25 protein-coding genes are annotated in these 26,467 nt (G+C 67.6%); 8 read left to right on the forward strand and 17 right to left on the reverse strand.

Annotated elements, in window-relative coordinates:
* Window positions 1–13: 13 nt before the first annotated feature.
* From ACTT2I_RS17315 to ACTT2I_RS17370, 12 genes are read right to left on the reverse strand one after another with little or no spacing between them, the layout of a single operon-like run.
* The gene (locus tag ACTT2I_RS17315) at window positions 14–2,359 is read right to left on the reverse strand and encodes an MMPL family transporter (protein ID WP_421098776.1); all 2,346 of its coding nucleotides are present in this window, start codon (window positions 2,357–2,359) and stop codon (window positions 14–16) included.
* Entirely contained in the window at window positions 2,352–2,972 is a 621-nt protein-coding gene (locus ACTT2I_RS17320) for an outer membrane lipoprotein carrier protein LolA (protein WP_421098775.1), read from the reverse strand. The genes ACTT2I_RS17315 and ACTT2I_RS17320 overlap by 8 nt, the downstream gene beginning before the upstream one ends.
* Window positions 2,969–3,391, reverse strand: a complete 423-nt coding sequence (locus ACTT2I_RS17325) for an acyl-CoA thioesterase (protein WP_046272607.1) — start codon at window positions 3,389–3,391, stop codon at window positions 2,969–2,971. Before ACTT2I_RS17325 ends, ACTT2I_RS17320 begins: the two co-directional genes overlap by 4 nt.
* On the reverse strand, window positions 3,378–4,934 hold the full coding sequence (locus ACTT2I_RS17330; protein WP_088433446.1) for an HAL/PAL/TAL family ammonia-lyase: 1,557 nt from the start codon (window positions 4,932–4,934) through the stop codon (window positions 3,378–3,380). Before ACTT2I_RS17330 ends, ACTT2I_RS17325 begins: the two co-directional genes overlap by 14 nt.
* Window positions 4,924–5,871, reverse strand: a complete 948-nt coding sequence (locus tag ACTT2I_RS17335; RefSeq protein ID WP_293980800.1) for an LpxL/LpxP family acyltransferase — start codon at window positions 5,869–5,871, stop codon at window positions 4,924–4,926. Before ACTT2I_RS17335 ends, ACTT2I_RS17330 begins: the two co-directional genes overlap by 11 nt.
* Window positions 5,868–6,653, reverse strand: a complete 786-nt coding sequence (locus ACTT2I_RS17340) for a glycosyltransferase family 2 protein (protein WP_293980802.1) — start codon at window positions 6,651–6,653, stop codon at window positions 5,868–5,870. Before ACTT2I_RS17340 ends, ACTT2I_RS17335 begins: the two co-directional genes overlap by 4 nt.
* Window positions 6,646–8,331, reverse strand: coding sequence for an AMP-binding protein (locus tag ACTT2I_RS17345; RefSeq protein WP_421098774.1), 1,686 nt, complete (start codon window positions 8,329–8,331; stop codon window positions 6,646–6,648). Before ACTT2I_RS17345 ends, ACTT2I_RS17340 begins: the two co-directional genes overlap by 8 nt.
* Window positions 8,324–8,875 (reverse strand): hypothetical protein, encoded by a 552-nt coding sequence (locus ACTT2I_RS17350; protein WP_293980806.1) that lies wholly within the window; start codon window positions 8,873–8,875, stop codon window positions 8,324–8,326. Before ACTT2I_RS17350 ends, ACTT2I_RS17345 begins: the two co-directional genes overlap by 8 nt.
* A gap of 22 nt (window positions 8,876–8,897) precedes the next feature.
* Window positions 8,898–9,155: an acyl carrier protein gene (locus ACTT2I_RS17355; RefSeq protein WP_019185496.1), complete on the reverse strand. Its 258-nt coding sequence runs from the start codon at window positions 9,153–9,155 to the stop codon at window positions 8,898–8,900.
* A 20-nt stretch (window positions 9,156–9,175) separates the two neighbouring features.
* A complete protein-coding gene (locus tag ACTT2I_RS17360) occupies window positions 9,176–9,436 on the reverse strand; it encodes a phosphopantetheine-binding protein (protein WP_421098773.1) in 261 nt (86 codons plus the stop codon).
* Window positions 9,423–10,226, reverse strand: coding sequence for a lysophospholipid acyltransferase family protein (locus tag ACTT2I_RS17365; protein ID WP_088433441.1), 804 nt, complete (start codon window positions 10,224–10,226; stop codon window positions 9,423–9,425). The genes ACTT2I_RS17360 and ACTT2I_RS17365 overlap by 14 nt, the downstream gene beginning before the upstream one ends.
* The gene (locus ACTT2I_RS17370; RefSeq protein ID WP_088433440.1) at window positions 10,219–10,953 is read right to left on the reverse strand and encodes a beta-ketoacyl synthase chain length factor; all 735 of its coding nucleotides are present in this window, start codon (window positions 10,951–10,953) and stop codon (window positions 10,219–10,221) included. Before ACTT2I_RS17370 ends, ACTT2I_RS17365 begins: the two co-directional genes overlap by 8 nt.
* A 189-nt stretch (window positions 10,954–11,142) precedes the next feature.
* Between ACTT2I_RS17370 and ACTT2I_RS17375 the strand changes: the two genes are divergently transcribed.
* Window positions 11,143–12,102, forward strand: a complete 960-nt coding sequence (locus ACTT2I_RS17375) for a chorismate transformation enzyme, FkbO/Hyg5 family (protein ID WP_421588848.1) — start codon at window positions 11,143–11,145, stop codon at window positions 12,100–12,102.
* 496 nt (window positions 12,103–12,598) lie between these two features.
* Here ACTT2I_RS17375 and cydB read toward each other — a convergent pair whose 3' ends face one another.
* From cydB to ACTT2I_RS17390, 3 genes are all read right to left on the reverse strand, one after another.
* Window positions 12,599–13,612 carry a cytochrome d ubiquinol oxidase subunit II gene (gene cydB, locus ACTT2I_RS17380; protein WP_176987818.1) on the reverse strand — a complete coding sequence of 338 codons (1,014 nt, stop codon included), beginning with the start codon at window positions 13,610–13,612 and terminating at the stop codon, window positions 12,599–12,601.
* A gap of 1 nt (window position 13,613) precedes the next feature.
* Window positions 13,614–15,011: a cytochrome ubiquinol oxidase subunit I gene (locus tag ACTT2I_RS17385; RefSeq protein WP_421098771.1), complete on the reverse strand. Its 1,398-nt coding sequence runs from the start codon at window positions 15,009–15,011 to the stop codon at window positions 13,614–13,616.
* 133 nt (window positions 15,012–15,144) lie between these two features.
* Complete coding sequence (locus tag ACTT2I_RS17390) at window positions 15,145–15,768, reverse strand: hypothetical protein (RefSeq protein WP_421098770.1); 624 nt, start codon at window positions 15,766–15,768, stop codon at window positions 15,145–15,147.
* A gap of 295 nt (window positions 15,769–16,063) precedes the next feature.
* Here ACTT2I_RS17390 and ACTT2I_RS17395 point away from each other — a divergent pair, with 295 nt between their 5' ends.
* From ACTT2I_RS17395 to hemF, 5 genes are read left to right on the forward strand one after another with little or no spacing between them, the layout of a single operon-like run.
* Window positions 16,064–18,430: a S9 family peptidase gene (locus tag ACTT2I_RS17395; RefSeq protein WP_421098769.1), complete on the forward strand. Its 2,367-nt coding sequence runs from the start codon at window positions 16,064–16,066 to the stop codon at window positions 18,428–18,430.
* Between the two features lie 28 nt (window positions 18,431–18,458).
* A complete protein-coding gene (locus ACTT2I_RS17400; protein WP_421099389.1) occupies window positions 18,459–18,878 on the forward strand; it encodes an NUDIX hydrolase in 420 nt (139 codons plus the stop codon).
* A 30-nt stretch (window positions 18,879–18,908) separates the two neighbouring features.
* A complete protein-coding gene (locus tag ACTT2I_RS17405) occupies window positions 18,909–19,508 on the forward strand; it encodes a hypothetical protein (protein ID WP_421098768.1) in 600 nt (199 codons plus the stop codon).
* A gap of 51 nt (window positions 19,509–19,559) precedes the next feature.
* Entirely contained in the window at window positions 19,560–21,197 is a 1,638-nt protein-coding gene (locus ACTT2I_RS17410) for a hypothetical protein (protein ID WP_088432327.1), read from the forward strand.
* A gap of 51 nt (window positions 21,198–21,248) precedes the next feature.
* Window positions 21,249–22,145: an oxygen-dependent coproporphyrinogen oxidase gene (gene hemF, locus ACTT2I_RS17415; RefSeq protein ID WP_421098767.1), complete on the forward strand. Its 897-nt coding sequence runs from the start codon at window positions 21,249–21,251 to the stop codon at window positions 22,143–22,145.
* Window positions 22,146–22,148: 3 nt separating this feature from the next.
* On the opposite strand, the gene ACTT2I_RS17420 is transcribed toward hemF, so the two are convergent.
* Both ACTT2I_RS17420 and polA read right to left on the reverse strand, forming a co-directional pair.
* The gene (locus ACTT2I_RS17420; protein WP_176987812.1) at window positions 22,149–22,622 is read right to left on the reverse strand and encodes a DUF421 domain-containing protein; all 474 of its coding nucleotides are present in this window, start codon (window positions 22,620–22,622) and stop codon (window positions 22,149–22,151) included.
* Window positions 22,623–22,980: 358 nt separating this feature from the next.
* Entirely contained in the window at window positions 22,981–25,752 is a 2,772-nt protein-coding gene (gene polA, locus ACTT2I_RS17425; RefSeq protein WP_443096733.1) for a DNA polymerase I, read from the reverse strand.
* 97 nt (window positions 25,753–25,849) lie between these two features.
* On the opposite strand from polA, the gene ACTT2I_RS17430 reads away from it, so the two are divergent.
* Together ACTT2I_RS17430 and ACTT2I_RS17435 are read left to right on the forward strand one after the other, a co-directional pair.
* Entirely contained in the window at window positions 25,850–26,131 is a 282-nt protein-coding gene (locus ACTT2I_RS17430) for a DUF2782 domain-containing protein (protein WP_070470027.1), read from the forward strand.
* Between the two features lie 83 nt (window positions 26,132–26,214).
* Window positions 26,215–26,454, forward strand: a complete 240-nt coding sequence (locus tag ACTT2I_RS17435; protein WP_293984468.1) for a hypothetical protein — start codon at window positions 26,215–26,217, stop codon at window positions 26,452–26,454.
* The last annotated feature ends 13 nt before the right edge of the window (window positions 26,455–26,467 follow it).

A 26,467-nucleotide genomic window follows, 5' to 3' on the forward strand; every position in this document is an offset into this window, starting at 1 on the left:
AAAACGCGGTCGCTCAGTGCGGTGCGTCGTGCGGTGGCGGGCGGAACAGCGGCGAGATCAGCCAGACCAGGCCGATGCCGAACAACAGGGTCAACCCGAAGGCGCGCAGCGCCGGCGTGGCCGACAGGCCGAGCAGGCCGAACGACAACCAGGTGCTTGCAGCGCCCACGCAGACCGCGAGCCAGGCACTGGCATCGCCGCGGTGTTCGATCAGGAAGATGCCATAGTCGATACCCATGCCGAGCAGCAGCATCAGCGCCAGGACGTTGAACAGTTGCAGTGGCTGGCCGAACAGCCCCAGCAGCGCCAGTGTCAGTGCGCCGGCGATCAGGGTCGGGGCGAGCACGCGCCAGGCCTGGCCGCGGTAGCGCCAGAACAGCACCGCAAACACCAGCGCGATCCCGATCAACAGCAGCCCGCTCATCAACTTGCGGTAATGCTTGAGCAGCTGCGAGAAATCGGCGGTCCGGTCCACCCAGCGCACACCATCGATGCCCTTGGCCTGTGCTTCCAGCAGCGCCAGCGCATCGGCACGCGAGAGGTCATCGACCATCACCACCGACGCCACGCCCTGCCCGACCGTGCCCAGCCACAGATGTCGGAACGGCATCGCCGCGGGCGAGGCAAGGAAGGCCTCGGCCTGCAGGTCGTGCGCAGCATAGGCCGGGCGCAGCAGTGGCTCACCCACCGCCGCACCGACCCGTGCCAGCACCTGCGGCTCGACCTTGGCAGTCAGGGCCGCATCGGCATGTTGGCGCTGCTGCGAGGGCAGCCAGTCGCTGATCGCACGATAGCCACCGATCTGCTTGTCCGCTTCCAGCACGCGCAGGCGATCGATCAATGCCTCTTCGCGCTCCAGCACCTGTTCGGCGGTATCGCCCTGGACCAGATAGAACTGGGCCGGGCTGGGCATGCCCAGCATCTGGCTGATGCGGATCTGCTGGGCGATCAGGTCCGGCGGCGATGACTGCAGGCTGCGCAGGTCATCATTGGTCTGCAGGCGGGCGATGCCGATCGCCGAGAGCACCGTCACCATGCCCAGGAAAAGCGCGGCACTGCGTCCATGCAGGCGCGGCCAACGCTCCAACGTGGCGCCCAGCCACCGGGAAAACCCGGTGCGGCGGATCTCGCCGCCATCCAGCCATGGGAACCAGAAGATCACGGTCAGGAACGCGGCGGCCAGGCCGACCACCGAGAACAGCGCCATCTGGCGCAGCCCCGGGAACGGCGCCAGGCCCAGCGCGAGATAGGCCAGTGCACTGGTCAACAGCGCCAGCCACAGGCCGGGCAGCAGGTGCCGCAGCAGCTTCCAGCGGCGGTCCGCCGGTTCGGCCTGGCGCGAGGCGAACCAGTGGATGCCGTAATCCTCGGCCACGCCCACCAGCGAGGCACCAAACACCAGCGTCAGCACATGCACCTTGCCGAACACCAGCACCGTCACCGCCAGCGCGACGCCACAGCCGATCAGCAGCGAGGCGGCCACCAGCAGGATCGGGCGCAGCGAACGGAACGCCAGCCATACCAGCAGCAATACTGCGGCCAGCGACCCCCAACCGATCGTATTGATCTCCCAGTTGGCCTGCACGGCCGCCGCTTCAGCGTGCAGCGGCACACCGGCACGCAGCACTTCCAGACCCGGCGCCTGCGTCGTGGCGGCCGCGGCGGCGGTGTCCAGCAGCAGGTCGATATGGCGCTCGCCATCGAGCTGGAACGCCGAGCCGACCGTGTCGTACTGCACGATCGACCAGTGCTTCCCATCGGCTTCCAGCAGCCCGTCATCGCCCATCTGCAGGCCCGAACCCAGCGCGCGCTCCTGCCACCACTGCGGCCACAGCGAGAGCGGATCCTGGCGCCACTCGGTCAGGCGCGGCGCGCCCATCGGGCCGTACAGCGCCGCCAGTGCCGACTCGGCCAGGCCGTCGGTGGGTTCGCTCTGCAGCCGCTCGCGCTGTGCACTGGTCAGCAGGCGGTCGCGATACGGTGCGTAAAACGCCCGTGCCCGATCGAACCAGCCCTCGATCGAGCCGCTTTCCTGGAGCAGGGGGGCAGCGCCCCGCTCCACCTTGATGGCATCGCGGAACGCGGCCTCGGCTGCCTTGGTTTGTGCCGCATCGGTGCTGCCCAGCAGCACCACGATCTGGCGCGCATTGGCATCGGCGATGCGGCGGGTGACATCGGACAGCAGGCGGTCATGCGCGTCCTGCGGCAACAGCGCGAGGATGTCGGTGTCGATCCGCGATTCGCTCTTCCACAACTGCCATTGCTGCACGCCCAGGCCGATCAGCACCAGCAGCCAGGCAATGGCCAGCCAGCGCCAGAGGCGCTGCAGGCGGCCGTTGGACGTCAGCACGTCATTCAAACTTGCGGCCCTCGTCGGCGCTCAACGCCGCCGGCGTATCGCTCATGCCGGCAAAGTGGATGCGGGTGACATCCTGGTTGGCCTCGTTGATCTGCACCTCGCGCACGTAGCGGTCACCGCTCAGGGTGAGCTGCGCGAACACCTTGCCGAGCATCGCCGAGCGCGGCGTCAGCTGCATGCGCCAGGCATTGCCGGGCAACACTTCCACCTTGACCGTGAACTGCGCCGACAGCGCCTGCGCATCGCCGCTCATCAGCGCGAACATGATCGCGTTGACCGAGCGCATCGCCGGCTGCTGGCGGCCATCCAGTTCGACCCGGCTGCTGCCATCGCTTTGCCGGCTGAGGATGCGGTCACGGGTGACCACCACCTCGGAGGGGAAAGGCTTGAGCGTGGTCCAGACCACCCCGTGGTCTTGGGCCAGCACGAAGCGGCCCTGCGAGCGCAACGGGTTCTTGAACCCGGCGACCTGCTTCTCCTGGGTGAACTCGCCGCGCAGCACGTCGACCTTGGCCACGCGCTGCTTGATTGCCTCCACATCGGTGGCGGCGAACACCGGGGCGACCATGGCCAGCATCACCAGTGCACACAGCGTGCGCAGGAAACGGTTCATTGCGGTTGCACTCCCAGACGCTCCCACAGCACCGGCGGGCACAGGTAGAGCATTTCATTGGTGGCCGCGTCGACCGCGACCTGGATGGTATGGGCGCGGGTCAGCGTGGTACCGCTGTCCGCATCCACGATTTCGTAGGCGATCTTCAGGCGGTTTTCCCACTCGGTGATCGTGGCGCGCACGCGCAGTGCCTGGCCGTACAGCAGCGGGCGGATGTACTTCACCCGCGCATCGACCACCGGCCACAGGTATCCGGAATCGCGCATCTGCGGGTAGTCGTAGTCGTGGCGCTGCAGCAGGGCGCAACGCGCGATCTCGAAGTACTTGAAGTAGTTGCCGTGCCAGACCACCTGCATCGCATCGCAGTCATGGAAGGCCGGCGACAGCGCCACCTCGAAGCTCAGATCATTCGTGGACATACAGCTCCCAGCGCTGTGCGCGGATATCGTCCAGCAGGGCGCGCAGCTCGCCATCCAGCGCGCGGTCTTCCTCGATCAGGGCGATGCGCTCGGACAGGTCCTGGTACATCGCAGCCAGATCGCCGTGCAGCGTGGCCTTCATGCCCACGCGCTCACGCAGCGCCACGCCCTGGCGGGCGGTGATCAGCAACGCCGCCACGACCTGCTCGGTCAGCTCGATCACACGCAGGCAGTCGCGGGCGGCAATGGTGCCCATGCTGACCTTGTCCTGGTTGTGGCATTCGGTGGAACGCGAGAACACCGAGGCCGGCATGGTCTGCTTGAGCGCTTCGGCGGTCCACGCCGAGACACTGATCTGCAGCGCCTTCAGGCCATGGTTGATCGCCGCACGCTCGCCGGTGGCGGCCGACAGATTGGCCGGCAGGCCGTGGTTGAAGCGTGCATCCACCACCAGCGCCATCTGCCGGTCAAGCAGGTCGGCCAGATTGGCGATGGTGTTCTTCAGCGCGTCCATCGCGAAAGCGATGTGTCCCCCGTAGAAGTGGCCACCATGCAGGATGCGCTCACCGTCGACATCGATCAGCGGGTTATCGTTGGCACTGTTGAGTTCGGTTTCGATCAGCTGGCGGAAGAACGGCAGTGCGTCCTGCACCACGCCGATCACATGCGGGGCGCAGCGCAGGGAGTAACGGTCCTGCAGGCGCTGTTCGTTGCGCGGCGGCCGGTCACTGTGCAGGTCCTGGCGCAGGCGCGCAGCGATCCGGCTCTGCCCCGGGTGCGGCTTGGCAGCGAACAGCATTTCGTCGAAATGATGGGCGTTGCCGTCACTGGCCAGCACGTTGAAGGCGGTCAGGCGCGTGGCAAGCCTGGTCAGGTAGTCGGCGCGGTCGTACGCCAGGCAGGCCAGCGCCGTCATCACGGCCGTGCCGTTCATGATCGCCAGGCCCTCCTTGGGGCGTAGCCGAAGCGGAGTCATGCCGATATCGGACAGCACGTCGGCCGCCGGGCGGCGCGCGCCCTGGTACATCACCTCGCGCTCGCCGCACAGTACCGCGGCCACGTAGGACAGCGGGGTGAGATCGCCACTGGCGCCGACCGAGCCTTCGGCCGGAATCAGCGGCAGCACGTCATGCCGCAGCAGCGTGGCCAGGCCCTGCAGCAGCGGGTGGCTGACCCCGGACATGCCGCGCACCAGCGAAGCCAGGCGAGCGGCGATCACTGCACGGGTTTCCTGGGGGTCCAGGAAACGGCCCAGGCCACAGCCGTGGTAGGTGAACAGGTGGTGCGGCAGTTCGGCCACCAGCGCCGGCGGAATGTTCACCGTGCACGAATCACCGTAGCCGGTGGTCACCCCGTAGATGACGCCATCTTCGCGCAGCAGGCGATCGAGGAAGTCCGCGCCGCGCTGGATGCGCGCGGTGAACGCGGCATCGTCGGTGACCACGGCCTGGGCCTGGCGCTGCGACAGCGCGACCACGTCTTCGATGGTCAGCGGCGCATCGCCGAAGCGGACGGAGGGTGCCTGATCGGCCTTACTTGCCATGAGATGCCTGATCCCAGAAGGGGAAGAAATTGAACCAGTCCAAGGGTGCCTGGGTGACCTGAACTTCCAGCCACCGGGCGAAATGTTCAGCCTGCGCGGTCAGCGCGGCGTCACGCGAACCGCGCGGCAACACGATGCGGTCGGTGAAGTGTTCAAAGCGCACCTGGTAGCCACGGCCGTGATGCAGGCAGGCCATGGTGTAGACCGGGCAGGACAGCGCCGCGGCCAGTACATAGGCGCCGATCGGGAACTGCGCGGTGTGGCCGAGGAATGGGGCGGGCACGGTGCGGCCGCCACGCAGCGGCACGCGGTCGCCGACGATGGCCACGAATCCACCCGCTTCGACCCGGCGCTGCAGCTCGACTGCGGTGGCCGGGCCCATGTCGGTGACCTGCAGCAGCTCCACCGAGGCCAGCGGATCGAGCCGCTGCATCAGGCGGTTGAAGCGCTGCGCGTGCGCGGTGTGGACCAGCACGGTGATGTGGAAGCCCGGTACCCGCTCGGCCAATACCTGGCACAGCTCCAGACAGCCGATGTGCGCGGTGAGGATGAGCCCGCCTTCGCGGCGCGCGATCTTGTCCAGCACCAGGTCGCGCTGCAGATAGATGTGCTCGGGCGGATAGCGGCCGCCCAGGCCGAGCAGCTTGTCGAGCATGGTGTCGGCAAACAGCGCGAAGTGCTTCAGGCTCTGCCAGCGCCCAGGTGCCGAGGCGAACACGCCGGTATGGGCCTGCAGCCGCTCCAGGTACTGCAGCGACGATTCGCGCGCGACCCGGTTGCTCAACCAGTGGCAGAGCACCACCGGATACACGCACAGCCGGAACGGCCAGCGGCCGAACCAGCGGTGCACCCAGCACAGGAACAGCACGCCAGCGGCCGAGGTGGACTCGCCGATGTCGGCCCAGTGCGGGGCGCTTCCGGGGGCGGGCGTGGTCATGCGCCTGGCCCCGCGATGCGCTGCCACAGCAGTCGCGGCGCGCGCCACAGCATCCCGAAGAACAGGCGCGCATGCATGCGGCTGATGCGCACGTTGTCGCGCCACACATCGAAGTGCGAGACGCCGTCGCTGGGATAGGTGACAGCGGTCGGCACACTGATCACCTTCACCCCACGCCAGAACAGCCGCACCAGGATTTCACTGTCGAAATCCATGCGCCGGCCGATGGTTTCCTCGCCCATCAGGCGGATCACCGGGGCCAGCGGATACAGGCGGAAGCCGCACATCGAGTCGCGGATCTGCAGCGACAGCGTGTTGATCCAGACCCAGATATGCGTGGCATAGCGGCCGTACAGGCGCGCCTTGGGCACGCTGGCGTCATAACTCGGGATACCGCAGATCACCGCCGCCGGCTGCGCCTGCGACAGCGCGACGAAACGGGGGATATCAGCGGTCTCGTGCTGGCCGTCGGCATCGATCTGCAGCACGTGGCTGTAGCCCAGGCGCGCGGCTTCGGCGAAGCCGGCCAGCATCGCGCCCCCCTTGCCCTGGTTCACCGCCAGCCGCAGCAGGGTCACCTGCGGTGCGTGCTCCCTGGCCAGCGCATCAAGCACCTGCGCGCACTCACGGTGCGAGCCATCGTCGACCAGCAGGCACGGCTGCCCACTGGCCAGCACGCCCTGCACCACCGCACCGATCGCATGCGCGTGGTCGTACACCGGGATCACCACCAGCGGGGCGAAGGCCGATCTGCTCATTCCGTCACCGGGGTCATCATGCATCACCAAACACCACCCGGCCGCTGGCGTGCACGCCATGCTCGGAGACGTAGCGGAAGCTCATCGCCGATTTGGCCGCATCCCAGCCCAGGCTCAGCTGCAGGCAGTCGCCCGGGCGGGCCACGTGCTGGAACTTGACCGCGTCCATGCGCAGGAACCGCGGCGGCATCGTGAATGCGCTGCGGCCGTAGTGGATTGCCCAGTCCAGCTGGACCACGCCGGGCAGGATCTTCGCCTGCGGGAAGTGGCCATCGAACGCGACCAGGTCCGGATCCAGCACGAACTGCAGCGACGCGGTGGTGTCATCGCGCTGCTGCCACTCGGCCGTGGGCATCGATGGACGGAACAGCGCGGCCAATGCCGCGGCGGTGACCTTGCCCTGCGCGTTGAACGGCAGTTCGTCGATGAAGCGCCAGCGGCGTGGCCGGGTCACGGCGTCATGGCTGCGGGCCAGATGGGCGCTCAGCTGCTGCGTCTGGCGGCGGCGCTCAGCGTCATCCCACTGCGCGGCGCCCGTCGCCTGCGGTACCACCACGGCGGCCAGCTGTTCGCGCGCGCCCGGCAGCACCAGCACGCGCACGTCCTGCACCGCCGGGTGCACACGCAGCTGCTGTTCGAGGGCGTCCAGTGAGACGCGGCGCTCTTCGATCTTGACGATGCGGTCGGCGCGGCCGAGCAGCCGGAAGCTGTGGCCGTCATCGGCCACCGCGCGGTCCTGGGTCAACCACCAGTCCTCGCTGTCCAGGTGCGGCGAGCGCACCGCCAGGCAACCGTCGTCGATCCGCCAGGCAACGCCCGGCAGCGGATGCCACTGCGGCTGCTCGGCACTCCAGCGGCGCCAGGCCACGCCCCCGGTCTCGCTACTGCCGAACACTTCGGTCGGGGCCACCCCCATCAGGGCGCGGACCTGCAGCGCCGCCTCGCTCGGCAGCGGGCCGCCGGAGGAGAACACCGCACGCAGCTGGCCGCCCAGCGAGGACCAGTCCAGCTGTTCGGGCAACCGTTTGAGGTGGGCCGGGGTCGCTACCAGCACCGACGGCTGGCCGCCCAGTGCGCTGACCAGATCCTCATGGAAAAACCGGCGCGGCTGGATCGCGCGGCCAGCCACCAGCGGCCACAGCACGCGGAACAGCAGGCCGTAGATGTGCTGGTGCGAGACCGTGCCCTGGACCTGCGCGCCGTCCATCTGCTCGCCGAAGGCGGCCTGCAACGCATCCACCTCGCGGGTCAGCTGGCGGATGCGCTTGACGATCGCGCTCGGCGCACCGGTGCTGCCGGAGGTGAACACCACCAGCGCCGGTGCCGCTTCATCCAGCGGTTGCAGCACCCCGGCGGGATCGACCTCCGGATCCGGCTGCAGCGGCGCATAGCGCGCCGGCACGTCACCCGCAAAACCGGCCACGCGCGGGCTCAATCCCTCCAGCGTGGCCGGCAGGTTGTCGCCACCGAGGAACACGCGCTTGCCGGCATGCCACGCCCCCAGCAGGGCGGCGGCGAAAGTGAGCGTGTCATCGAAATACAGCGCCCAGTCGGTGCCGGGCGCGCGTGCGAAGGCCTGCTGCCACCTCAGCACCTGCGCGCGGAACTGCGGATGCTCCACCACGGTGTCGCCGGCGATGCCGACGATGCGGCCCGGGTGCGGGACCAGCGCCAGCCGGTCCAGTGCGATCCACTCAGCCATGCGCATGCGCCGCCTTGACCCGTCGCCGGACCAGCCATTCCCCACCAAACAGAGCACCCATCATCACGTACGCCAACAATCCGTTGTAGAACGCCCAGACCTGGTTGGACGCCCACAGCGCCGTGGCCAGGGCCAGACTTCCGTTGAGAACAAAGAAGCCGCACCAGATCCAGGTGACGCGGCGGGTATAGATCACGGCGAACGGCGGCAGGTCCGGCTCGCTCAGCCGCGCCAGGCGCTCCACCGCACTGGGGCCGAAGCGCAGGCTGGTGGCGAAGATCACCAGCATCACCGCATTCACCAGCGCCGGGTACAGCTTCAGCGGCAGCGCCTCGTTGAAGGCCGTGGCGACCAGCGCGAGCACGCCGGCACCGAGCGCGGCCACCCACCACACCGCCTGGCGGGTGGTCAGCGCGCGCAGCGCGGCCAAGGTGAACAGCAGCAGCGACAACCAGCGCGGCTCGAACCGGCCCAGCGACAGGTAGACCACCAGCGGGTATGCCAGCGACAGCAACGCAAACGCCGCGACGCGTACCCGGACCATGGTCAGTCTTCAGCGATGGCCGTCAGGCGGCCGCTTGACCGGGCAACAGCCCGTGCACCACATCCACGATGTCCTGCACGGTGCGCACCTGCTTGAAGGCCTCCGGCTGCAGATTGCGGCCGAGCAGCGGCTTGAGCTGCACGATCAGGTCGACCGCGTCGATGCTGTCGATGTCCAGGTCGTCGTACAGCCGCGCGGCAGGCGTGATGCGGCTCGGCTCGATCTCAAAGCTGTCCTTGAGGATCTTGACGATGCGCTCGAAAAGTTCGTTCTTGGTCATGGGTAAATCCTGACGCGCCGTTAGGACGGCTGGCGTGCGGCGACAAACTCGCTCAGGGCACGCACGCTGGAGAAATGGCGACGGGTCTCTTCCGAATCGGCTGACAGGCTGACACCGTACTTTTTCTGCAGGGCCAATCCAAGTTCCAGCGCGTCGATCGAATCCAGGCCCAGCCCCTCTACAAACAGGGGCGCGGTGGAATCGATGTCTTCGGGAGAGATGTCTTCCAGTGAAAGCGATGAAATGATCAATTCCTTGATCTCGTGCTCAAGTGCCTGCACGGGTCGGGTCTCCAGCGAAGTCGAAGTAATGGGCAAGATGATCGGTCACACGCCTGGCCGCCAAGGCATCCCCCCTGGGCGCATCGCCGGTCTCGTTCAGAAACGGGGCAATCGGGAGATCCTCCCCGACTTCCAGCTGAACGTGAAATCGCCGTGATGGCACACGATACCATTTCTGGTCCTTGGTCAGGGTCGGCGGAGTGCAGGTGATGCGCACCGGGGTGATGTCCAGCCGGCCCCGCACCGCGATGTTGGCCGCGCCGCGCTGCAGGCGCAGCGGCTGCCCGGGCACGGTGCGGGTCCCTTCCGGGAAGATCACCAGGTTGCCGCCGGCCTGGACCGCGGCGATGCAGTCGTCCACCAGCCCGGCCCCATCATCATTGGACACATAACCGGCGGCACGGACCGGGCCGCGCATGAAGGGGTTGCGGGCCACGGCCTGCTTGACCACGCAGTCGGCATTGGGCAGCTGGGCGATCAGCAGCACCACATCGATCAGGGTCGGATGGTTGGCCAGGATCAGCAGGCCGTTGCGCTGCAGGCGCTCCCCCCCGCGGATCTCGTAGGTCATCAGCCCCAGCCGGCGCATCAGGACGACATGGGTAGCGAAACCGGCCTGGACCAGGCGCCGCGCCAGCACGCGCCGGCGTACCGGGTCGCGGACCAGCAACAGGGACAGGAACAGCATCCCGCCCAGGACCAGCCCCCCGATCCCGAAGGCGGCAAAGCTCAGCCCCGTGCCCAGCACCCGCCAGGCACGGTTGATCCGGGCCGGCCAGCGCTCAGCCATGGCGCTGCCAGCTCCAGTGCTGGCCGTCGGCATCCAGGCTCAGCGAAGGCGACCCCGCCAGCAGGAAGCGCAGCGCTTCAAGGCCATGCGGCAGACCATCGGAGGGACGATCCCCGCCGCCGGCACCCCAGCCCAGCGACAGTCGGGTACCCGGACCGCCGGCCGGCCCGAGCCGCCAGCACCAGGCGAAGAAGGGGTCGGGCTCGTCGGCGAAGCCGGCATAGATCGGCGGCAGCGGCGACTCGTACACCACCAGCCGCACCTCCGGCGCACCATCGGCGAGCAGCCCGAAGGCCTCCACGCAGGCCGTTTCCACCGTGGCCCGGCCAGCCGCGAGGGCCAGATAGTTGCCCCGATGGCCGCGGGCGATCGAGTACAACGCGGCGATCGCGTTGTGCACCGACAGGCCGAAGCCGGTCGGCGACATCGGCTGGTCGGCACTCAGGGTGTTGAGCAACTCCATCGAGCGGGCCACGTCGCCGTGCCGCGAGGCAAACACCAGCGGCACCCGGCCACCGTCCTCGGGCTGCTCGCACCAGCAGGCGGTCTGGATCGCCATGCGTCCGAGCCGCTCGATGCGACGTCGCTGCATGGCGGGCACTTCGGACAACGCGGGGGTGTCTTCACCGGTCGGCAGCCAAGGGGCCCTCGCCCACGCCTGCCACTGCGCGTGAGTGGTGATGCCCGGCGCCCACGCCGCCCAATCGATTACAGAAAACTCAATCATTCCCGCCAACATGATGGATGGGTACCAGGAGAAGGCCGTCGACATCGCCTGGCACCGGTGGCGGCGCCGGGAAAGGAGCGCACGCTATCATGACACTCTCCGCACTGGCTGCATTCACATTCTGAAATGAGCAACACGATCGACAACGCAACGGCCCCGGCAGTCGCTTCCCCTTTCTCCGGACCCGCGTTGTTCCGTGTCGCGTACGTCCCGGCCGCGCAGCGCGATGCCGCGCTGGCCGACCCGCAGACGCTGGCCGTGTTCGGCTTCGGCCTTGCCCCCCTCGCGCCGGACGACCCGCGCTGGCTGCAGGTGCCGCTGGCCGAACAGGGCCCGGCGCAGATCGAGGTCTGGCGCGGCGGCACACCGGTCGAGCACGGCATCACCGATGGGGTCCGCTGGTCGCACAACGACAGCGTGCTGTTCGGGGTGCTGGAGATCGACGAGCTCGACAGCGACATCGAGTCGGCCGCGGCCGAGGCCTACGCCCGGATGAGTGCGTTCCTGGCGCGCTGCGGCTATCCGCATCTGCTGCGGACCTGGAACTACCTGGACGCGGTGACCGAGGGCGACGGCGATCAGGAACGGTATCGGCGTTTCTGCGTGGGCCGCGTGCGGGGCCTGCGCGAACTGGACGAGGCCGCGCTGCCGGCGGCGACCTGCATTGGTCGCTTCGACGGGGAGCGCCGCCTGCAGGTGTATTGGCTGGCGGCACGCGAGCCGGGCCAGCCGCTGGAGAATCCGCGCCAGGTCAGCGCGTTCCGCTACCCACGCCAGTACGGGCCGCAGTCGCCGAGTTTTTCGCGGGCGCTGCTGCCGCCGCTGGCCACCGGCCTGCCCTTGCTGCAGTCCGGGACGGCGGCCATCGTCGGCCATGTGTCCCAGCACACCGGGGCGGTGGATGAGCAGTTGCGGGAGACGCTGACGAATCTGCAGAGTCTGGTGGATACGGCGCGCGGTCAGCGGCCGTCGTTGTCACCGGTGCTGGGAGCGGGGTCGTTGCTGAAGGTGTATGTGCGGCGCGCGCAGGACATGGGCGCGGTGGCTGCGCAGATGGCGGCGCTGCCGACGGCACCGCCGTTCGTGGTGCTGCATGCGGAGGTGTGTCGGGCGGAGTTGCTGGTGGAGATCGAGGGGCTGCACGGCTGAGCCAAAAGCCTTGGTTTTCCGGTCGTACCTGGGCTGGGTCGGCGTGGGTGGGGTGTCGGGACCCGCTGCAAGTACGTCCATGTAAGCTCATGTGTTGCCATCCATGGCAACACATGGTCCCGCCACCCCACCCACACCGCCCCTTCGACAGTTGGCTGGTGCGCATGGGTAACATCAAAAGCAGACGGCGCCCGATCGGTTGCCTGACACTTTTTCTTGATGAATAAGGCGATCTCTCGCTGTGGCTCTGGCTCTGGCTCTGGTAGAGCCGACCGCTGGTCGGCTGCTGTTGAATTGGCTGCCCTTGACCCTTCTTTTACGGTTGGCTTCTTCCAACCGACGACGCAGACTCTGCCGGGCGAGGGCGGTCAGACCCTGCCGGGACCGTTGGAGCGGCATGGATGCCGCTCACGAGCATGGATGGGTTTACGGCGCGTCCGGGCAGGGTCTGACCGCCCTCGCCCACACGGAACCGGGAATAGCCACCGCGCTTTCCTCAGTGATACCCCACATCCGCCCGCACCTTGCCGCGGAACACCCGGTACGACCACGCCGTGTAGCCCAGGATCACCGGCAGCAGGATCACCAGCCCGACCAGACTGAAGCTCAGCGACGAGGCCGGTGCGGCCGCCTGCCACAACGTCATGCTCGGCGGCAGCAGGTAGGGCCACATGCCCAGCACCAGGCCGATGAAGCCGAGCACGAACAGGGCCAGCGTCAACAGGAACGGCGGCAGGTCGCGCTTGGGATGCATCGCGCTGCGCCACAGCGCCGTGGCGACCGCCAAGGTCAGCAACGGCACCGGCGAGAGCCACCAGAAGTTGCCATCGCTGAACCAGCGTGCCATCAGGCGCGAATCCAGGAACGGCAGCCACGCGCTGACCAGGCCCATGAACACGATCACGGCGACCACCAGCGGGCGAGTCAAGGTGCGCGCGAAGGTCTGCTCGCGGCCCTCGGTCTTGAGGATCAACCAGGTGCTGCCCAGCAGAGCGTAACCGAACACCACCGCTGCGCCGGTCAGCATCGAGAACGGGCTGAACCAGCTGAAGGCGCCGCCCACGTAACGGCCATCCACGACCTGAAGGCCCTGCACGAGCGCGCCGAGGATCACGCCCTGCGCGAAGGCGGCCAGCAGCGAACCCAGGCCGAACGCCACGCTCCACAACTTGCGCGAGCGGTGTGCCTTGAAGCGGAATTCGAAGGCCACGCCGCGGAACACCAGCGCCACCACCAGCAACAGGACCGGCAGGTACAGCGCCGACAGCAGCGCGGCATAGGCCTTCGGGAAGGCCGCCATCAGCCCGGCCCCGCCCAGCACCAGCCAGGTTTCGTTGCCGTCCCAGATGGGCGCGGCGGTGTTCATCATGATGTCGAGCTGTTCTTCATCCTCGGCCATGGGCGCGAGGATGCCGATGCCGAGCACGAAGCCATCGAGCACCACGTACATCAGCACACCAAAGCCGATCACCGCGAACCACGCAACCGGCAACCAGGTCGTCATCTCCATCTCAGCGCTCCTCCAGCGGTTCATCGGCACCGGACAGCGGCCGCGCCGGGGTATGGCTGCCGGCATCCAGCTTCGGTGCCGGCTCATGCGGCTTGGGACCGGTGCGGATGATCTTCACCAGGTACCAGATGCCCCAGCCGAACACGAACGCATAGCCGACGATGTACACGCCCAGCGACAGCGCGGTCATCCACGCACTCTGCGGACCGACGGCGTCGGCGGTACGCAGTACGCCATAGACCACCCACGGTTGCCGGCCCATCTCGGTCACAAACCAGCCGGAAATCAGCGCGATGAAGCCGCTGGGCAGCATCCAGTTCCAGCCGCGGATCAACCAGCGCGACTGCAGCAGTTTGCCGCGCCACCACTGGAACGCCGAGACCCAGGCCAGCAGCAGCATCAGCGTGCCCAGCCCGACCATCACCCGGAATGCGAAGAACACCGGGACCACCGGCGGCCGATCGCTGGCAGGCACCGAGGTCAGCGGATCGAAGGTGCCATCCAGCGAGTGGGTGAGGATCAGGCTGCCCAGGCGCGGGATCGCGATTTCATAGTCATTGCGTTCGGCCTTTTCATTGGGTACCGCGAACACCACCAGCGGCACGCCCTTGCCCTCGCCTTCGGAATGCCAGTGCGCTTCCATCGCCGCGATCTTCATCGGCTGGTGCTTCAACGTGTTCAGGCCATGCATGTCGCCGACGAAAATCTGCACCGGCACCGTCAGCGCGGCAAAGCCCACCGCGGCCAGCAGCATCTTGCGTCCGGCTTCACGGTGCACGTCCTTGCGCAGGTACCACGCGCCCACGCCACCGATCACAAAGCAGGTGGTGATGAACGAACCCAGCGCCATGTGTGCCAGGCGGTAAGGGAAGGACGGATTGAACACCACGTGCCACCAGTTCTGAGGGTGCACGATGCCGTCGATGATTTCGTAGCCGGCCGGCGTCTGCAGCCAACTGTTGGAGGACAGGATCCAGAACGTTGAGACCAGCGTGCCCAGCGCCACCATGCAGGTGGAGAAGAAATGCAGCCGCGGCGAGACCTTGCCCCAGCCGAACATCATCACGCCCAGGAAGCTGGCTTCCAGGAAGAACGCGGTGAGCACTTCATAGGTCAGCAGCGGGCCAATTACCGTACCGGCGACCTCGCTCAGCCGCGGCCAGTTGGTGCCGAACTGGAAGGCCATGACGATGCCGCTGACCACGCCCATGCCGAAGGACACGGCGAAGATCTTCTGCCAGAAGAAATACAGCTCGCGCCAGACCGGATTGCCGGTGCGCAGCCAGCGCGATTCGACAAAGGCCAGCCAGCTGGCCGTGCCGATCGTGAAGGCCGGGAACAGCACGTGGAAACTGATGACGAACCCGAACTGGATCCGGGACAACAACAACGCGTCCAAGAGACGCCTCCGACTGGCTTCTGAAATCCGCACCAGTCTGGGCCTGTATCCGTGAAAGGCACATGCGACCCGGTGACGCGCTGCTTCACTTTGTCGCAGGCGGCGTCGTTAGCGCCCGCCGCCTGCCAGATGCTCAGCGCTTGAACTGGCTCTCGTGCACCCAGCCATCATGGGTGAGGATCAAGGTGGCCTTGGCGGCCACGCGGTCCTGGGAGTGCTTGGCCAATTCAGGATAGGCAGTGCCCAGGGCCTCCGAACGCGTCCAGTCGGCGCCGTCCTTGACCGTATAGGTGTACTCCACGTGCGAGAGCTTGACCCCCATCAGCTCGCCCGGCTCGGTGAAGTTGGTGACCTCCTGCACCCGGTACGTCCCGCTGCAGAACGCGGCGCGCTGGATCAGGGTTTTCGGGGCCTGGGTGTCCAGGAAGGTCTGGCCGAGCGTCGTGGCCCGGTACTCGGTGGCGGGGCGGGTGCCGCTGCCGAAGCCCGGCTTCATCCCGGTCGGCTGTGCGGCCAGCAGGCCGGCCTGGACCAGCGCGTCGGCACGGGCCTTGTTCTGCGGGAACAGGTCCTGGTCGGGCAGGGTGAAGGGGACCTCGTTGGCCGGCAGCGGGACACAGAGCCCATTCTGCCCATCCAGGTAGGCCTGGATGGCACGGGTGAAGTTGGCTTTGCTTGCCTCGCGGGGATTGCTGCACGCCCCTAGCGCCAACACGGCGCCGGCCAGCACGGTCAGGCGGGTGATCGTCTTGAACATCGAATCGCTCCTTGAATTGGATGTCCCCCTTGGATCCCCGGGGGTCACGGCCACCGTAGAGAGCCGGTTGCGGGCTGTCGACGCGGCGACACGCTGCACGCAGCCAAGCAAGACAGCGCAAGGCCGGGTTCCCGAGGCCGCGTGTCGGGATCACCTCACCCCGCGCACGGGGCAGCGTCCGGGGCGGACGACTTTGCCGATCCCGGCCACGGCACGCTGCCATGACCTGTGGCCCCTTCCCGCAGTCCTTGCGGCTGCTACGCTTGCCGGGTTTTCCTCATTGGTGCCGCCCGCAATGCCCAGAACGCTGCCTTTGTCCCTGCTGCTGCTCGCCGCCCTTGGCGGCGCTGCCCATGCGGCGCCGACGCCGATCACCATCGAGCAGGCCATGGCCGACCCGGACTGGATCGGTCCGCCGGTCGAGAGCGCCTGGTGGTCGTGGAACAGCCAGCAGGTGGAGTACCAGCTCAAGCGCACTGGCAGCCCGGTGCGCGACACCTTCCGCCAGCCGGTCGCCGGTGGCGTGGCGGCGCAGGTTGGCGATGACCAGCGCGGCACCCTGGATGTGGACAGCCCCGTCTACGACAGCGCGCGCCAGCGCTCGGCGTTCGTGCGCAATGGCGATGTGTTCGTGCGCGACCTGCGTAGTGGCGCGCTGACCCAGCTCACCCGCAGCACCGAGAAGTCCGGCGCGGTCAATTTCGCCCGCGACGGCGGCGTGATCTGGCGCACCGGCCAGAACTGGTTCCATTGGACGGCCGCCGCCGGCGTGCAGCAGGTCGCCAGCCTGAAGGCCGAAAAGAACCCGGACGACGCACCCAAGGCCGACACCCTGCGCGAGCAGCAGCTGCGCACCCTGGCCACGCTGCGCAACGATCGCGCCCAGCGCGAGGCGCTCAAGGCCCAGGAAGCCAGCTGGCGCCGTGCCGACGGCACCCGTGCGCCGGGTCCGGTGTATCTGGGCGCCGATGTGGAGATCATCGACAGCGTGCTCTCGCCCGATGCGCGCACCCTGATCGTGGTCACCAAGCCGAAGAGCTTCGATGAAGGCCGCGGCGGCAAGATGCCCAAGTACGTGACCGAATCGGGTTACGAAGAGTTCGAGGACACCCGCACCCGCGTGGGCCGCAATGATCCGGAGCCGAATGCGCTGTGGCTGGTCGATGCCGTCGCCGGCACGGTCAAGCCGCTGTCGCTGGACGGCCTGCCGGGCATCGCCACCGATCCGCTGGCCGCGCTGCGCAAGGCCGCCGGCAAGGACGCGCTGAAAGGCAATCGCCCGGTGGAAGTACTCGGCGGCCCCGGCGCGCCCGGCATTCGCTGGAGCGCCGATGGCGAGCAGGCCGCGATCATGCTGCGCGCCAACGACAACAAGGACCGCTGGATCACCAGCGTGACCCCGACCAGCGGCAAGCTGGAGACGCGCCATCGCCTGACCGACAGCGCCTGGATCAACTGGAGCTTCAACGATTTCGGCTGGTCCAACGACAACCGCACGCTGTGGCTGCTGTCCGAAGAATCCGGCTACTCGCACCTGTACACCCAGCAGGGCACGGCCAAGCCGCAGGCGCTGACCGGCGGCAAGTGGGAAACCTCGATGCCGGTGCCCAGCGCCGACGGCCGCGGCTTCTACTTCCTGTGCAACCAGCAGTCGCCGGGCGACTACGAAGTCTGCGCGGTCGACACCGCCAGCAAGCAGGTGCGTGAGCTGACCGCGCTCAACGGCGTGGAAGACTTCTCGCTGTCCCCGGACGGCCAGCAGCTGCTGGTGCGTTACTCCGGCGCCTACCTGCCGACCCAGCTGGCCGTGGTGCCCGCCGCCGGTGGCCAGGCCAAGGTGCTGACCGACACCCGCACGGCCGAGTTCAAGGCGCGCGAGTGGATCCAGCCCAAGCTGGTGCAGGTGCCGTCCAAGCATGGCGCCGGCGTGGTGTGGGCCAAGTACTACGGCCCGGAGACGTTCGAGCCGGGCAAGCAGTACCCGATCGCCATGTTCGTGCACGGCGCCGGTTACCTGCAGAACGTGCACCAGCAGTACCCGGCCTACTTCCGCGAGCAGATGTTCCACAACCTGCTGGTGCAGAAGGGCTACGTAGTGCTGGACATGGATTACCGCGGCAGCGCCGGCTACGGCCGTGACTGGCGCACGGCGATCTACCGCAACATGGGCCACCCGGAACTGGAGGATTACAAGGACGGCCTGGACTGGCTGGTCGCCACCAAGCAGGGCGACCGTGACCACGCCGGCATCTACGGCGGTTCCTACGGCGGCTTCATGACCTTCATGGCGCTGTTCCGCTCGCCGGGCACGTTCAAGGCCGGCGCCGCGCTGCGTCCGGTGGTTGATTGGCACCAGTACAACCACGGCTACACCGCCAACATCCTCAACACCCCGGACATCGACCCGGAGGCGTACCGCAAGTCCTCGCCGATCGAGTACGCCGACGGCCTGCAGGACCACCTGCTGATCGCGCACGGGATGATGGACGACAACGTGTTCTTCCAGGACTCGGTCAACCTCACCCAGAAGCTGATCGAGCTGCACAAGGACAACTGGTCGATCGCGCCGTACCCGCTGGAACGCCACGGCTATGTGCGTGCCGATTCCTGGCTGGACCAGTACAAGCGCATCCTCAAGCTGTTCGAAGAGAACCTGAAGTAAGCCAGCGATGACGTCGGTGCCCACTGACGTGCAGCACGCCGCGGCGACGATCGATATCGTCGCCGCGGTCGTTTTCGACCCCGATCGCCGCGTGCTGGTGGTGCGTAAACAGGGCTCGGAGACCTTCATCCAACCCGGCGGCAAACCCGAGCCCGGCGAAGCCCCGTTGGTCGCCCTGGCACGTGAACTGTACGAAGAACTCGGGGTCACGCTGGAGCCTGGCAGTGCCGTGTCGCTGGGCCGGTTCGAGGCCTGGGCGGTGCACGAAGCCGGGCACCGGGTGCGGGCCCATGCTTACCTGGTAACGGTCACCGGTACGCCCCACGCCCAAGCGGAAATCGCCGAACTGGCCTGGGTGCCGTTGCGCCCGCCGCATGGATTGCGCTTGGCACCGTTGAGCGCAGACCATATCCTGCCCGCGGCCGCGAACGCGGTGGCTGCGACCTAGACGTTGCGGCCTGCCCAACCAGGACACCGGATGTCAGCATCGCTTCCTCCGCAATTGCCTTCCACCCTGCCCTCCCCCAGCGGGGATGGCGCACCTGCCTTTCTCGCACCATTGCTCAAGTCGGTGCTGCTGGTCTGCCTGGTCTCGGCCGCGCTGTGGGCGGTGCTGTCGCTGATCGCCATTCCGCTGTCGGGCTCGGAGGCACTGCAGGCACTGCTGGCCGATGAGGACCTGCACTGGCTGCCCGCCTCGCTGCGCTGGCTGCTCACCCACCCCGTGCTGGCCAACGTATTGCTGTGCGTGTCGAGCCTGCTGGGCATTGCCGCATGCTGGGGCATGCTGCGGCGTTGGCGCTGGGCGTGGGTACTGTTCATCGTGCTGCTGGCGGTCACCGCCGTGCTCAACGTGATCGCGGCGTGGTTGCTGGATGATGCATTCGGCCACCTGCTCGCGCAGATACCCGATGACACGATGTCGATCGAACTGCTCAAGCTGCGCACTGAGCTGCGCGTGCAGCGCGTGATCTGCAGCGGCGTGGCCGGCATGACCGCGCTGGCCTTCGCGGTGCTCCAGGGCTGGCTGATCGTGCGCCTGTGCGCGGCCGATGTGCGTGCGCTGTTCCGCCGCTGAGACGTTTCCCGCAGCGCCACCGTGCGCTGCATGACCTGCAAGGATGATCGTGTGACTGTCTCCCTCCCCCTCCTGCGCCGCTACGGCTGGCGCGCGACCCTGTTCACCCTGCTCACGGCGGTGAGCCTGCCGGCGGTCGCCGCCACGCAGGCCATGGTGTGCGGCACGTTCGCCTCCGAAGACAGCGGCACCACGTTGACCCTGCACAGTGCGAACGAGGGCGCCCGGCAGATTCCCGGGCAGGCACCCGAGCCGTACCTGCTCAGCCGCCTGGGCGACGAGCTGAAGCTGGCCGACCTGGACAACGGTGGCGTCGGCTCGCTGACCCTGGCCGACAGCGGTCGGCGGCTCAGCGACCGCTTCAACACGTACCGCCTGCAGAAGGCGGCCCGCTGCCGGCCAGCGGCGGTGTTTCCGGCCGGGTCGTGCCGGGCCGAGATCGGCAGCTGCCTGCACGACATGCTGTTTGCCAGCAACGACCGCCTGCGGCAGTGGTGCAGTGAGGAGGTGCCGGCGGCCTGCAAGCGTCTGCTCGCCAATTTCCAGTCCGAAGCGCGCGAGGCCAGGACGCTGGCCGCCACGCAGGATGAAGGCCCGGACAGGGACGCCCCGGCGGTCTGCAAGCCCGACTCCGTCCAGTACGACCAGGCCGCCTGCCTGGAGGCCGCGCGTGACGCCATGGGGCAGGCCTTTGCCAAGGCGCTGCTCGGCGGCCTCGGCGCCGCCGATGCCTCACCACTGCCAGCCGCGCAGCTCGATGAGATCACCACCCTGTGCCGGACGCAGACCGGCGGCACGTTCTGTGCCAACGCCGCCGAGGCGTTGTGGGACGCTGGCCGCCTGATCCCGGCACGCGATGCCCTGCAGCGGGCCTGCACGCTCGGCAAGGATCCGCGCGCCTGTGAGCGTGCGGCGCCGCTGGCCGGGCTGGATGCCAAGGCCCTGACCCCGGTAGCCGCCACCGCCCTGCCCTGCGGCAGCTACGTGGCCGGCCAGGGCCTGATGGACCATCTGCCGTTCGGCGATGGCGGCATGATCGACAGCGGCTTCGGCGGCAAGCTGCGCGCGCGGCTGGTCGATGGCGACATCCGTGTGCGCCACGACCAGGGCGACGATTTCGTGTTCAAGCGCCTGGTCAACGGCAACCTGATCGGCATGGACAGCTGGAACCGCTACAGCTATTACGAGCGCACCGGCGAGGCACAGCAGTGCAGTGCGCCAGTGGTCTTCGTCGAGACCCCGCTGCCCCAGGATTGCCCGACCCTGGGCCGCGAGGGCGGTGCGCAGGCGTGCTGTGCGGCCGGCAAACTGCAGGGCTGCAATGCCGCCGGTCACCATCTGGCGCTGCGCAATCGCTGGGCCGAGGCGGCGCCGTTCTACATGACGCTGTGCACCGCCGGCGTACGCGAAGGCTGCGAGAACCTGGCCACCGTCTACGAGCACACCGGTGACGAGGCGCTGCCCGAGCAGATGGCCGCGCTCTGCGCGAAGGACGGCAACGGCACCCACGTGGCCTGCGATGTGCACGCGACCCGCAACTGGGGCCTGATGCAGGTCAGCGCCGGGCTGGAGCAGATCGCCCAGCGCATGGCCGCCGAGGCCGAGGCCGACGACGATGCCGAGGCGCCAGCCGAGGCGCCGGCCACGACAAAGCACAGCAAGAACAGCAACCGCAAGGGCGGCCACTGAGCGCACGTGAGCACACGCAGGCCGAGCACCGGCCTGCGGTAAAGTAGCGCCATGAACGACTTCGACCGCGTCCGCGCGTATCTGACCGACCTGCAGGACCGCATCTGTGCGGCGATCGAAACGGCCGACGGCCAGGCCCGCTTTGCCGAGGATCTCTGGCAGCGCGCGGAGGGCGGCGGTGGCCGCACCCGCATCCTGCGCGACGGCGCCGTGTTCGAGCAGGCCGGGATCGGGTTCTCCGATGTGGCTGGCACGCGCCTGCCGCCATCGGCCTCGGCGAACCGGCCGGAGCTGGCCGGGGCTTCCTGGCGCGCCACCGGCGTCTCGCTGGTGTTCCACCCCGCCAATCCCTATCTGCCAACCACGCATGCCAACGTGCGTTACTTCCGCGCCGAGCGCGATGGCGTGGCAGTGGCATCCTGGTTCGGCGGTGGCTTCGACCTCACCCCGTTCTACCCGATCGACGAAGACGTACGGTACTGGCACCAGGTCGCGCACGATCTGTGCGCGCCGTTCGGCGAAGAGCGCTATGCCGCGCACAAGCGCTGGTGCGATGAGTATTTCCTCCTGCGCCACCGCAACGAGACGCGTGGCGTGGGCGGGCTGTTCTTCGACGACCTGCATGGCGATTTCGAGCGTGATTTCGCCTATCTCCGCGCGGTCGGCGATGGTTTCCTGGACGCCTATCTGCCGCTGGTCGAGCGCCGCAAGGACACGCCGTACGGCGAGCGCGAGCGCGAATTCCAGCTGTACCGGCGCGGCCGCTATGTCGAATTCAATCTGGTCTACGACCGCGGCACCCTGTTCGGGCTGCAGAGTGGCGGGCGCAGCGAAAGCATCCTGATGAGCCTGCCGCCGCGCGTGCGCTGGGAGTACGGCTTCCAGCCCGACGCCGGCAGTGATGAGGCGCGTTTGGCCGATTACCTGGTCCCACGCGACTGGCTCTAACGGTTATTTCTTCGGCACGATCGTGATGTGTCCGTTGATCTCCAGCACCGCCAACGCGACGTCGTCGATGGACAGGCAGCCCTGCTGCCGCATCGCCGCGTCCAGATCGGCCGGGGTGACCAGTTCACGCTTGAGCACCGAATCGAGCACCTTGCCATCGCGCGCGATCAGGATCGGCTCGCCTTCGACCAGCGTTTCCACGCGCCGGCTGCGCGTGCTGAGCCAGCCCACGCCGTAGTTGATCGAGATCAGGGTCGCCGCCAGCAGCAGGCCGCCGCCCAGGGAGGTGTCTTCGCCGAGCAGCGCGTTCTGCACCGCGTTGCCGAGCAGCACGATCAGCAACACATCGAACGGGGTGATCTGGCCCAGCGCCCGCTTGCCGGACAGCCGGACCATGCCCAGTACTACCGCGTACACCACCACCGCGCGCAGGATGAATTCCCACCACGGCATGGCCAATGCAAACAGGTCGCTCATTGCCTCTCCCCGGACTGGTCCGGTCAGCATGGGCCGGCACCCGGCGCGAGGCAATGGCCGCGCGACGGCGAAGGGGGCTTTTCGGCGCCACAAATAAAAAGCCCCGCCAACCAGGGGGAGGTTAGCGGGGCCGGGGAACGGGCGCTTGGGGAGGAGCCCCCGTTCCGAGATCTGCTCCAGGGGATGGGAGAGATCCACAACAGGCATTGCGCCTGTCGAGGTCTATCAAAACACTCCGAACATTGATAGTTCGTGAAGGGGCCCAATTAATCCGGGCCTCTTCCCAGAAACATTCATCCAACAGTCAGATTATCGTGTCGCACTGAACCAATTCAGCCTTTTGACTGTGATTCAGGCCTCAATGTGCCTCGTCCCAGTTATCCCCGACGCCAGCGTCAACCACCAAGGGCACACGCAGTTCGGCCGCTGAAGACATCAACTCCACGACTTTCAAACGCAAGGTATCGAGGAAACTGCTTTCGGTTTCAAAGACCAGTTCATCGTGCACCTGCAGAATCATCTTGGCCTGGTCGCCATGGTCCTGGAGCCAGCTGTCCACCTTCACCATGGCGCGCTTGATGATGTCTGCTGCGGTGCCCTGCATGGGGGCGTTGATCGCGGCGCGTTCAGCACCGGCACGCAGGCCCTGGTTGCGGGCGTTGATGTCGTTCAGGTACAGGCGGCGGCCGAACAGGGTCTCCACGTAGCCCTGGTCACGGGCCTGCTGGCGCATCCGCTCCATGAAATCACGCACGCCGGGGTAGCGGCTGAAGTACAGCGCCACGTAATCCTGCGCCTGGCCGCGGTCGATGCCCAGGTTGCGGGCCAGCCCGAACGCGCTCATGCCGTACATCAGGCCGAAGTTGATCGCTTTGGCGGCTCGGCGCTCGTTGGAGGTGACCTCGTCCAGGGGACGGCTGAAGACTTCGGCCGCGGTCGCCCGGTGCACGTCCACGCCCTGCTCGAAGGCCCGCACCAGGCCCGGATCCTCGGAGAGGTGCGCCATGATCCGCAGCTCGATCTGCGAGTAATCGCAGGCCAGGATCTTGCGGCCCGGCGGGGCCACGAAGGCGCGGCGGATGCGGCGGCCGTCCTCTGTACGGATCGGGATGTTCTGCAGGTTCGGATCGGACGAGGACAGCCGGCCGGTCGCGGCGCCGGACTGGTGGTAGCTGGTGTGTACCCGCCCGGTGTCCTGGTTGATCATCTCCGGCAGCTTGTCGGTGTAGGTGCTGCGCAGCTTGGCCAGCCCGCGGTATTCCAGGATCACCCGCGGCAGTTCGTGCTGCTCGGCGATCGCCTCCAGCGCCTCTTCATTGGTGCTGGGCTGGCCCTTGGGAGTCTTCACCAGCGCTGGCAGCTGGAGCTCGTCGAACAGCACGGCCTGCAGCTGCTTGGGCGAATCCAGGTTGAAGGTGCGCCCGGCCAACTCGGTGGCCTTCTGCTGGGCGGCCAGCATGCGCGCGCCCAGGTCCTGGCTCTGCCGGCGCAGCTCGGCCATGTCGATATGCACGCCATTGGCTTCGATCCGGGTCAGGACCGGCACCAGCGGCATTTCGATGTCGCGGTAGACGCTGTCCAGCGAGGGCGTGGCCTGCAGCTGCGGCTGCAGCGCGTGGTGCAGGCGCAGGGTCACGTCGGCATCTTCGGCGGCGTAGCGGCAGGCTTCGTCCAGCCCGACCTGCGAGAACGAGATCTGCTTGGCACCCTTGCCGGCCACCTCCTCGAACTTGATCGTGGTGTAACCCAGGTAGCGCATCGCCAGCGAGTCCATGTCATGGCGCGTGGCGGTGGAATTGAGCACGAAGCTCTCCAGCATGGTGTCGTCGTGGTACCCCTGCAGGTTCACGCCATGGCGGCGCAGCACGTGCAGGTCGTACTTGCCGTGCTGGCCCAGTTTTTTCTTGGTGGGGTCTTCCAGGGCAGGGCGCAGCGCTGCCAGCACCTGCTCGCGCGGCAGCTGGGCCGGCGCGCCCGGGTAATCGTGGCCGACCGGAATATAGGCGGCCCGGCCCTGCTCGACCGCCAGGCTGATGCCGACCAGGTTGGCGCGCATGGCGTCCAGCGCGTCGGTCTCGGTATCGAAGGAAATCAGATCGGCTTCGGCCAGGCGCTGTACCCAGGCATCGAGCTGTTCGGTGGTCAGCACCATCTCGTACTCGCCCGGAGCGGAGAGCGCCGGATCGACCGGCACCACCGCCTCATCGGCCGTGGCGCGGGCGTAGCCGGCCGCGGTGCCACGCAGGCTGACCGGGGCATCGCTGGCAGCGGCCGGGGCCGGCACGGGGCCACCCAGCTCCTTGAGGGCCTGGGTGAAGCCGTAACGCAGGTACAGTTCGCTCAGCGACGGCACGTCCGGCTCACGCAGCGGCAGCGTCTGCGGCGTTACCTCCAGCGGTACGTCGGTGCGGATCGTGACCAGCTCGCGGTTGAGCGGCAGGCGCTCCAGCGCCGCGCGCAGGTTCTCGCCGATCTTGCCCTTCATGGTCGGGGCCGCGGCGATCACGCCATCCAGGTGCTGGTATTCGGCCAGCCACTTGGCGGCGGTCTTGGGGCCGCACTTCTCCACGCCGGGCACGTTGTCCACGGCGTCGCCCATCAGTGCCAGCAGGTCGACGATCTGATCGGCACGCACGCCGAACTTCTCCATCACCGCCGCGTCCGAATCCATGCGGCTGCCGGTCATCGTGTTGACCAGTTCGATACCCGGGCGGACCAGCTGGGCGAAGTCCTTGTCGCCGGTGGAGATGGTGACCTGCAGGCCATCGCGATGGCCCTGCAGGGCCAGCGTGCCGATCACATCATCGGCTTCCACGCCGGGGATGCGCAGGATGCTCAGGCCCAGCGCTTCGACGATGCGGCACATCGGCTCGATCTGCGGGCGCAGGTCGTCAGGCATCGGCGGGCGGTTGGCCTTGTAGTCGGCATACAGGTCGTCACGGAAGGTCTTGCCGGGCGCATCGACCACGAAGGCGACGTACTCGGGGCGCTCCTTCAGGGTGGCGCGCAGCATGTTGACCACACCGAACAACGCACCGGTGGGTTCACCGTGTGCGTTGGTCAGCGGCGGAAGCGCGTGGAACGCGCGATACAGGTAACTGGACCCGTCAATCAGGACTAATCGGCTCATGGGACGATTCTACGCGCCCGGCCCTGACCGTCGTCGGCACCGGCCTCACGATCCATCGGGCATAATCAGGCCCTCTTCGCCCAAGGACTCCCGGCCCATGAAGATTCTGTTGCTCGCAGGCGTGCTCGCGCTGGCTGGCTGTGCCACCGGTGGTGGCGGCAGGCCCCCGGTCGATGTCACCGGTGCCGACGTGGTCAAGACGGTCCAGGACAACGGCGACACCATCGAGGAATACCGGGTCGGCGGCCAGCTGCGGATGGTCAAGGTGACCCCGTCGCGCGGTGCCCCGTTCTACATGTACGACCAGAACGGCGATGGCCGGATGGACAGCGACAAGGACGGCGTCTCGCCGGTCTACTGGAAGCTCTACAGCTGGTGATTGCGGGCGTTGACCGCTCTGCCGCCCCGTGACTGCACGGGGCCGGTTGGGCGATGGACCCCATCCCTGCTCGCCCCCGCTCGATGACCACACCCGAACGCCGCCACGATCCGAATCCGGCTGCACTGCGCGCCGGCCTCACCGCAGAGCAGCGGCAGGCGGTGGAAACGCTGGAGCATTTCGGCTGGCAGCTGCGCTTCGTGCGCCGCCCCCTGTTCCGCGATCCGATCCCGGTGTTGTTCGACCGGACGGGCGAGCGTTACGTGGTGCTGCAGCCCGATGGCACACTGGATGAGTCGCAGACGTTGAAGCTGCGCGATTGATCTGACGCCCACG

This window comes from Stenotrophomonas sp. PUT21 (assembly GCF_052232875.1).
Classification (GTDB): domain Bacteria; phylum Pseudomonadota; class Gammaproteobacteria; order Xanthomonadales; family Xanthomonadaceae; genus Stenotrophomonas; species Stenotrophomonas maltophilia_N.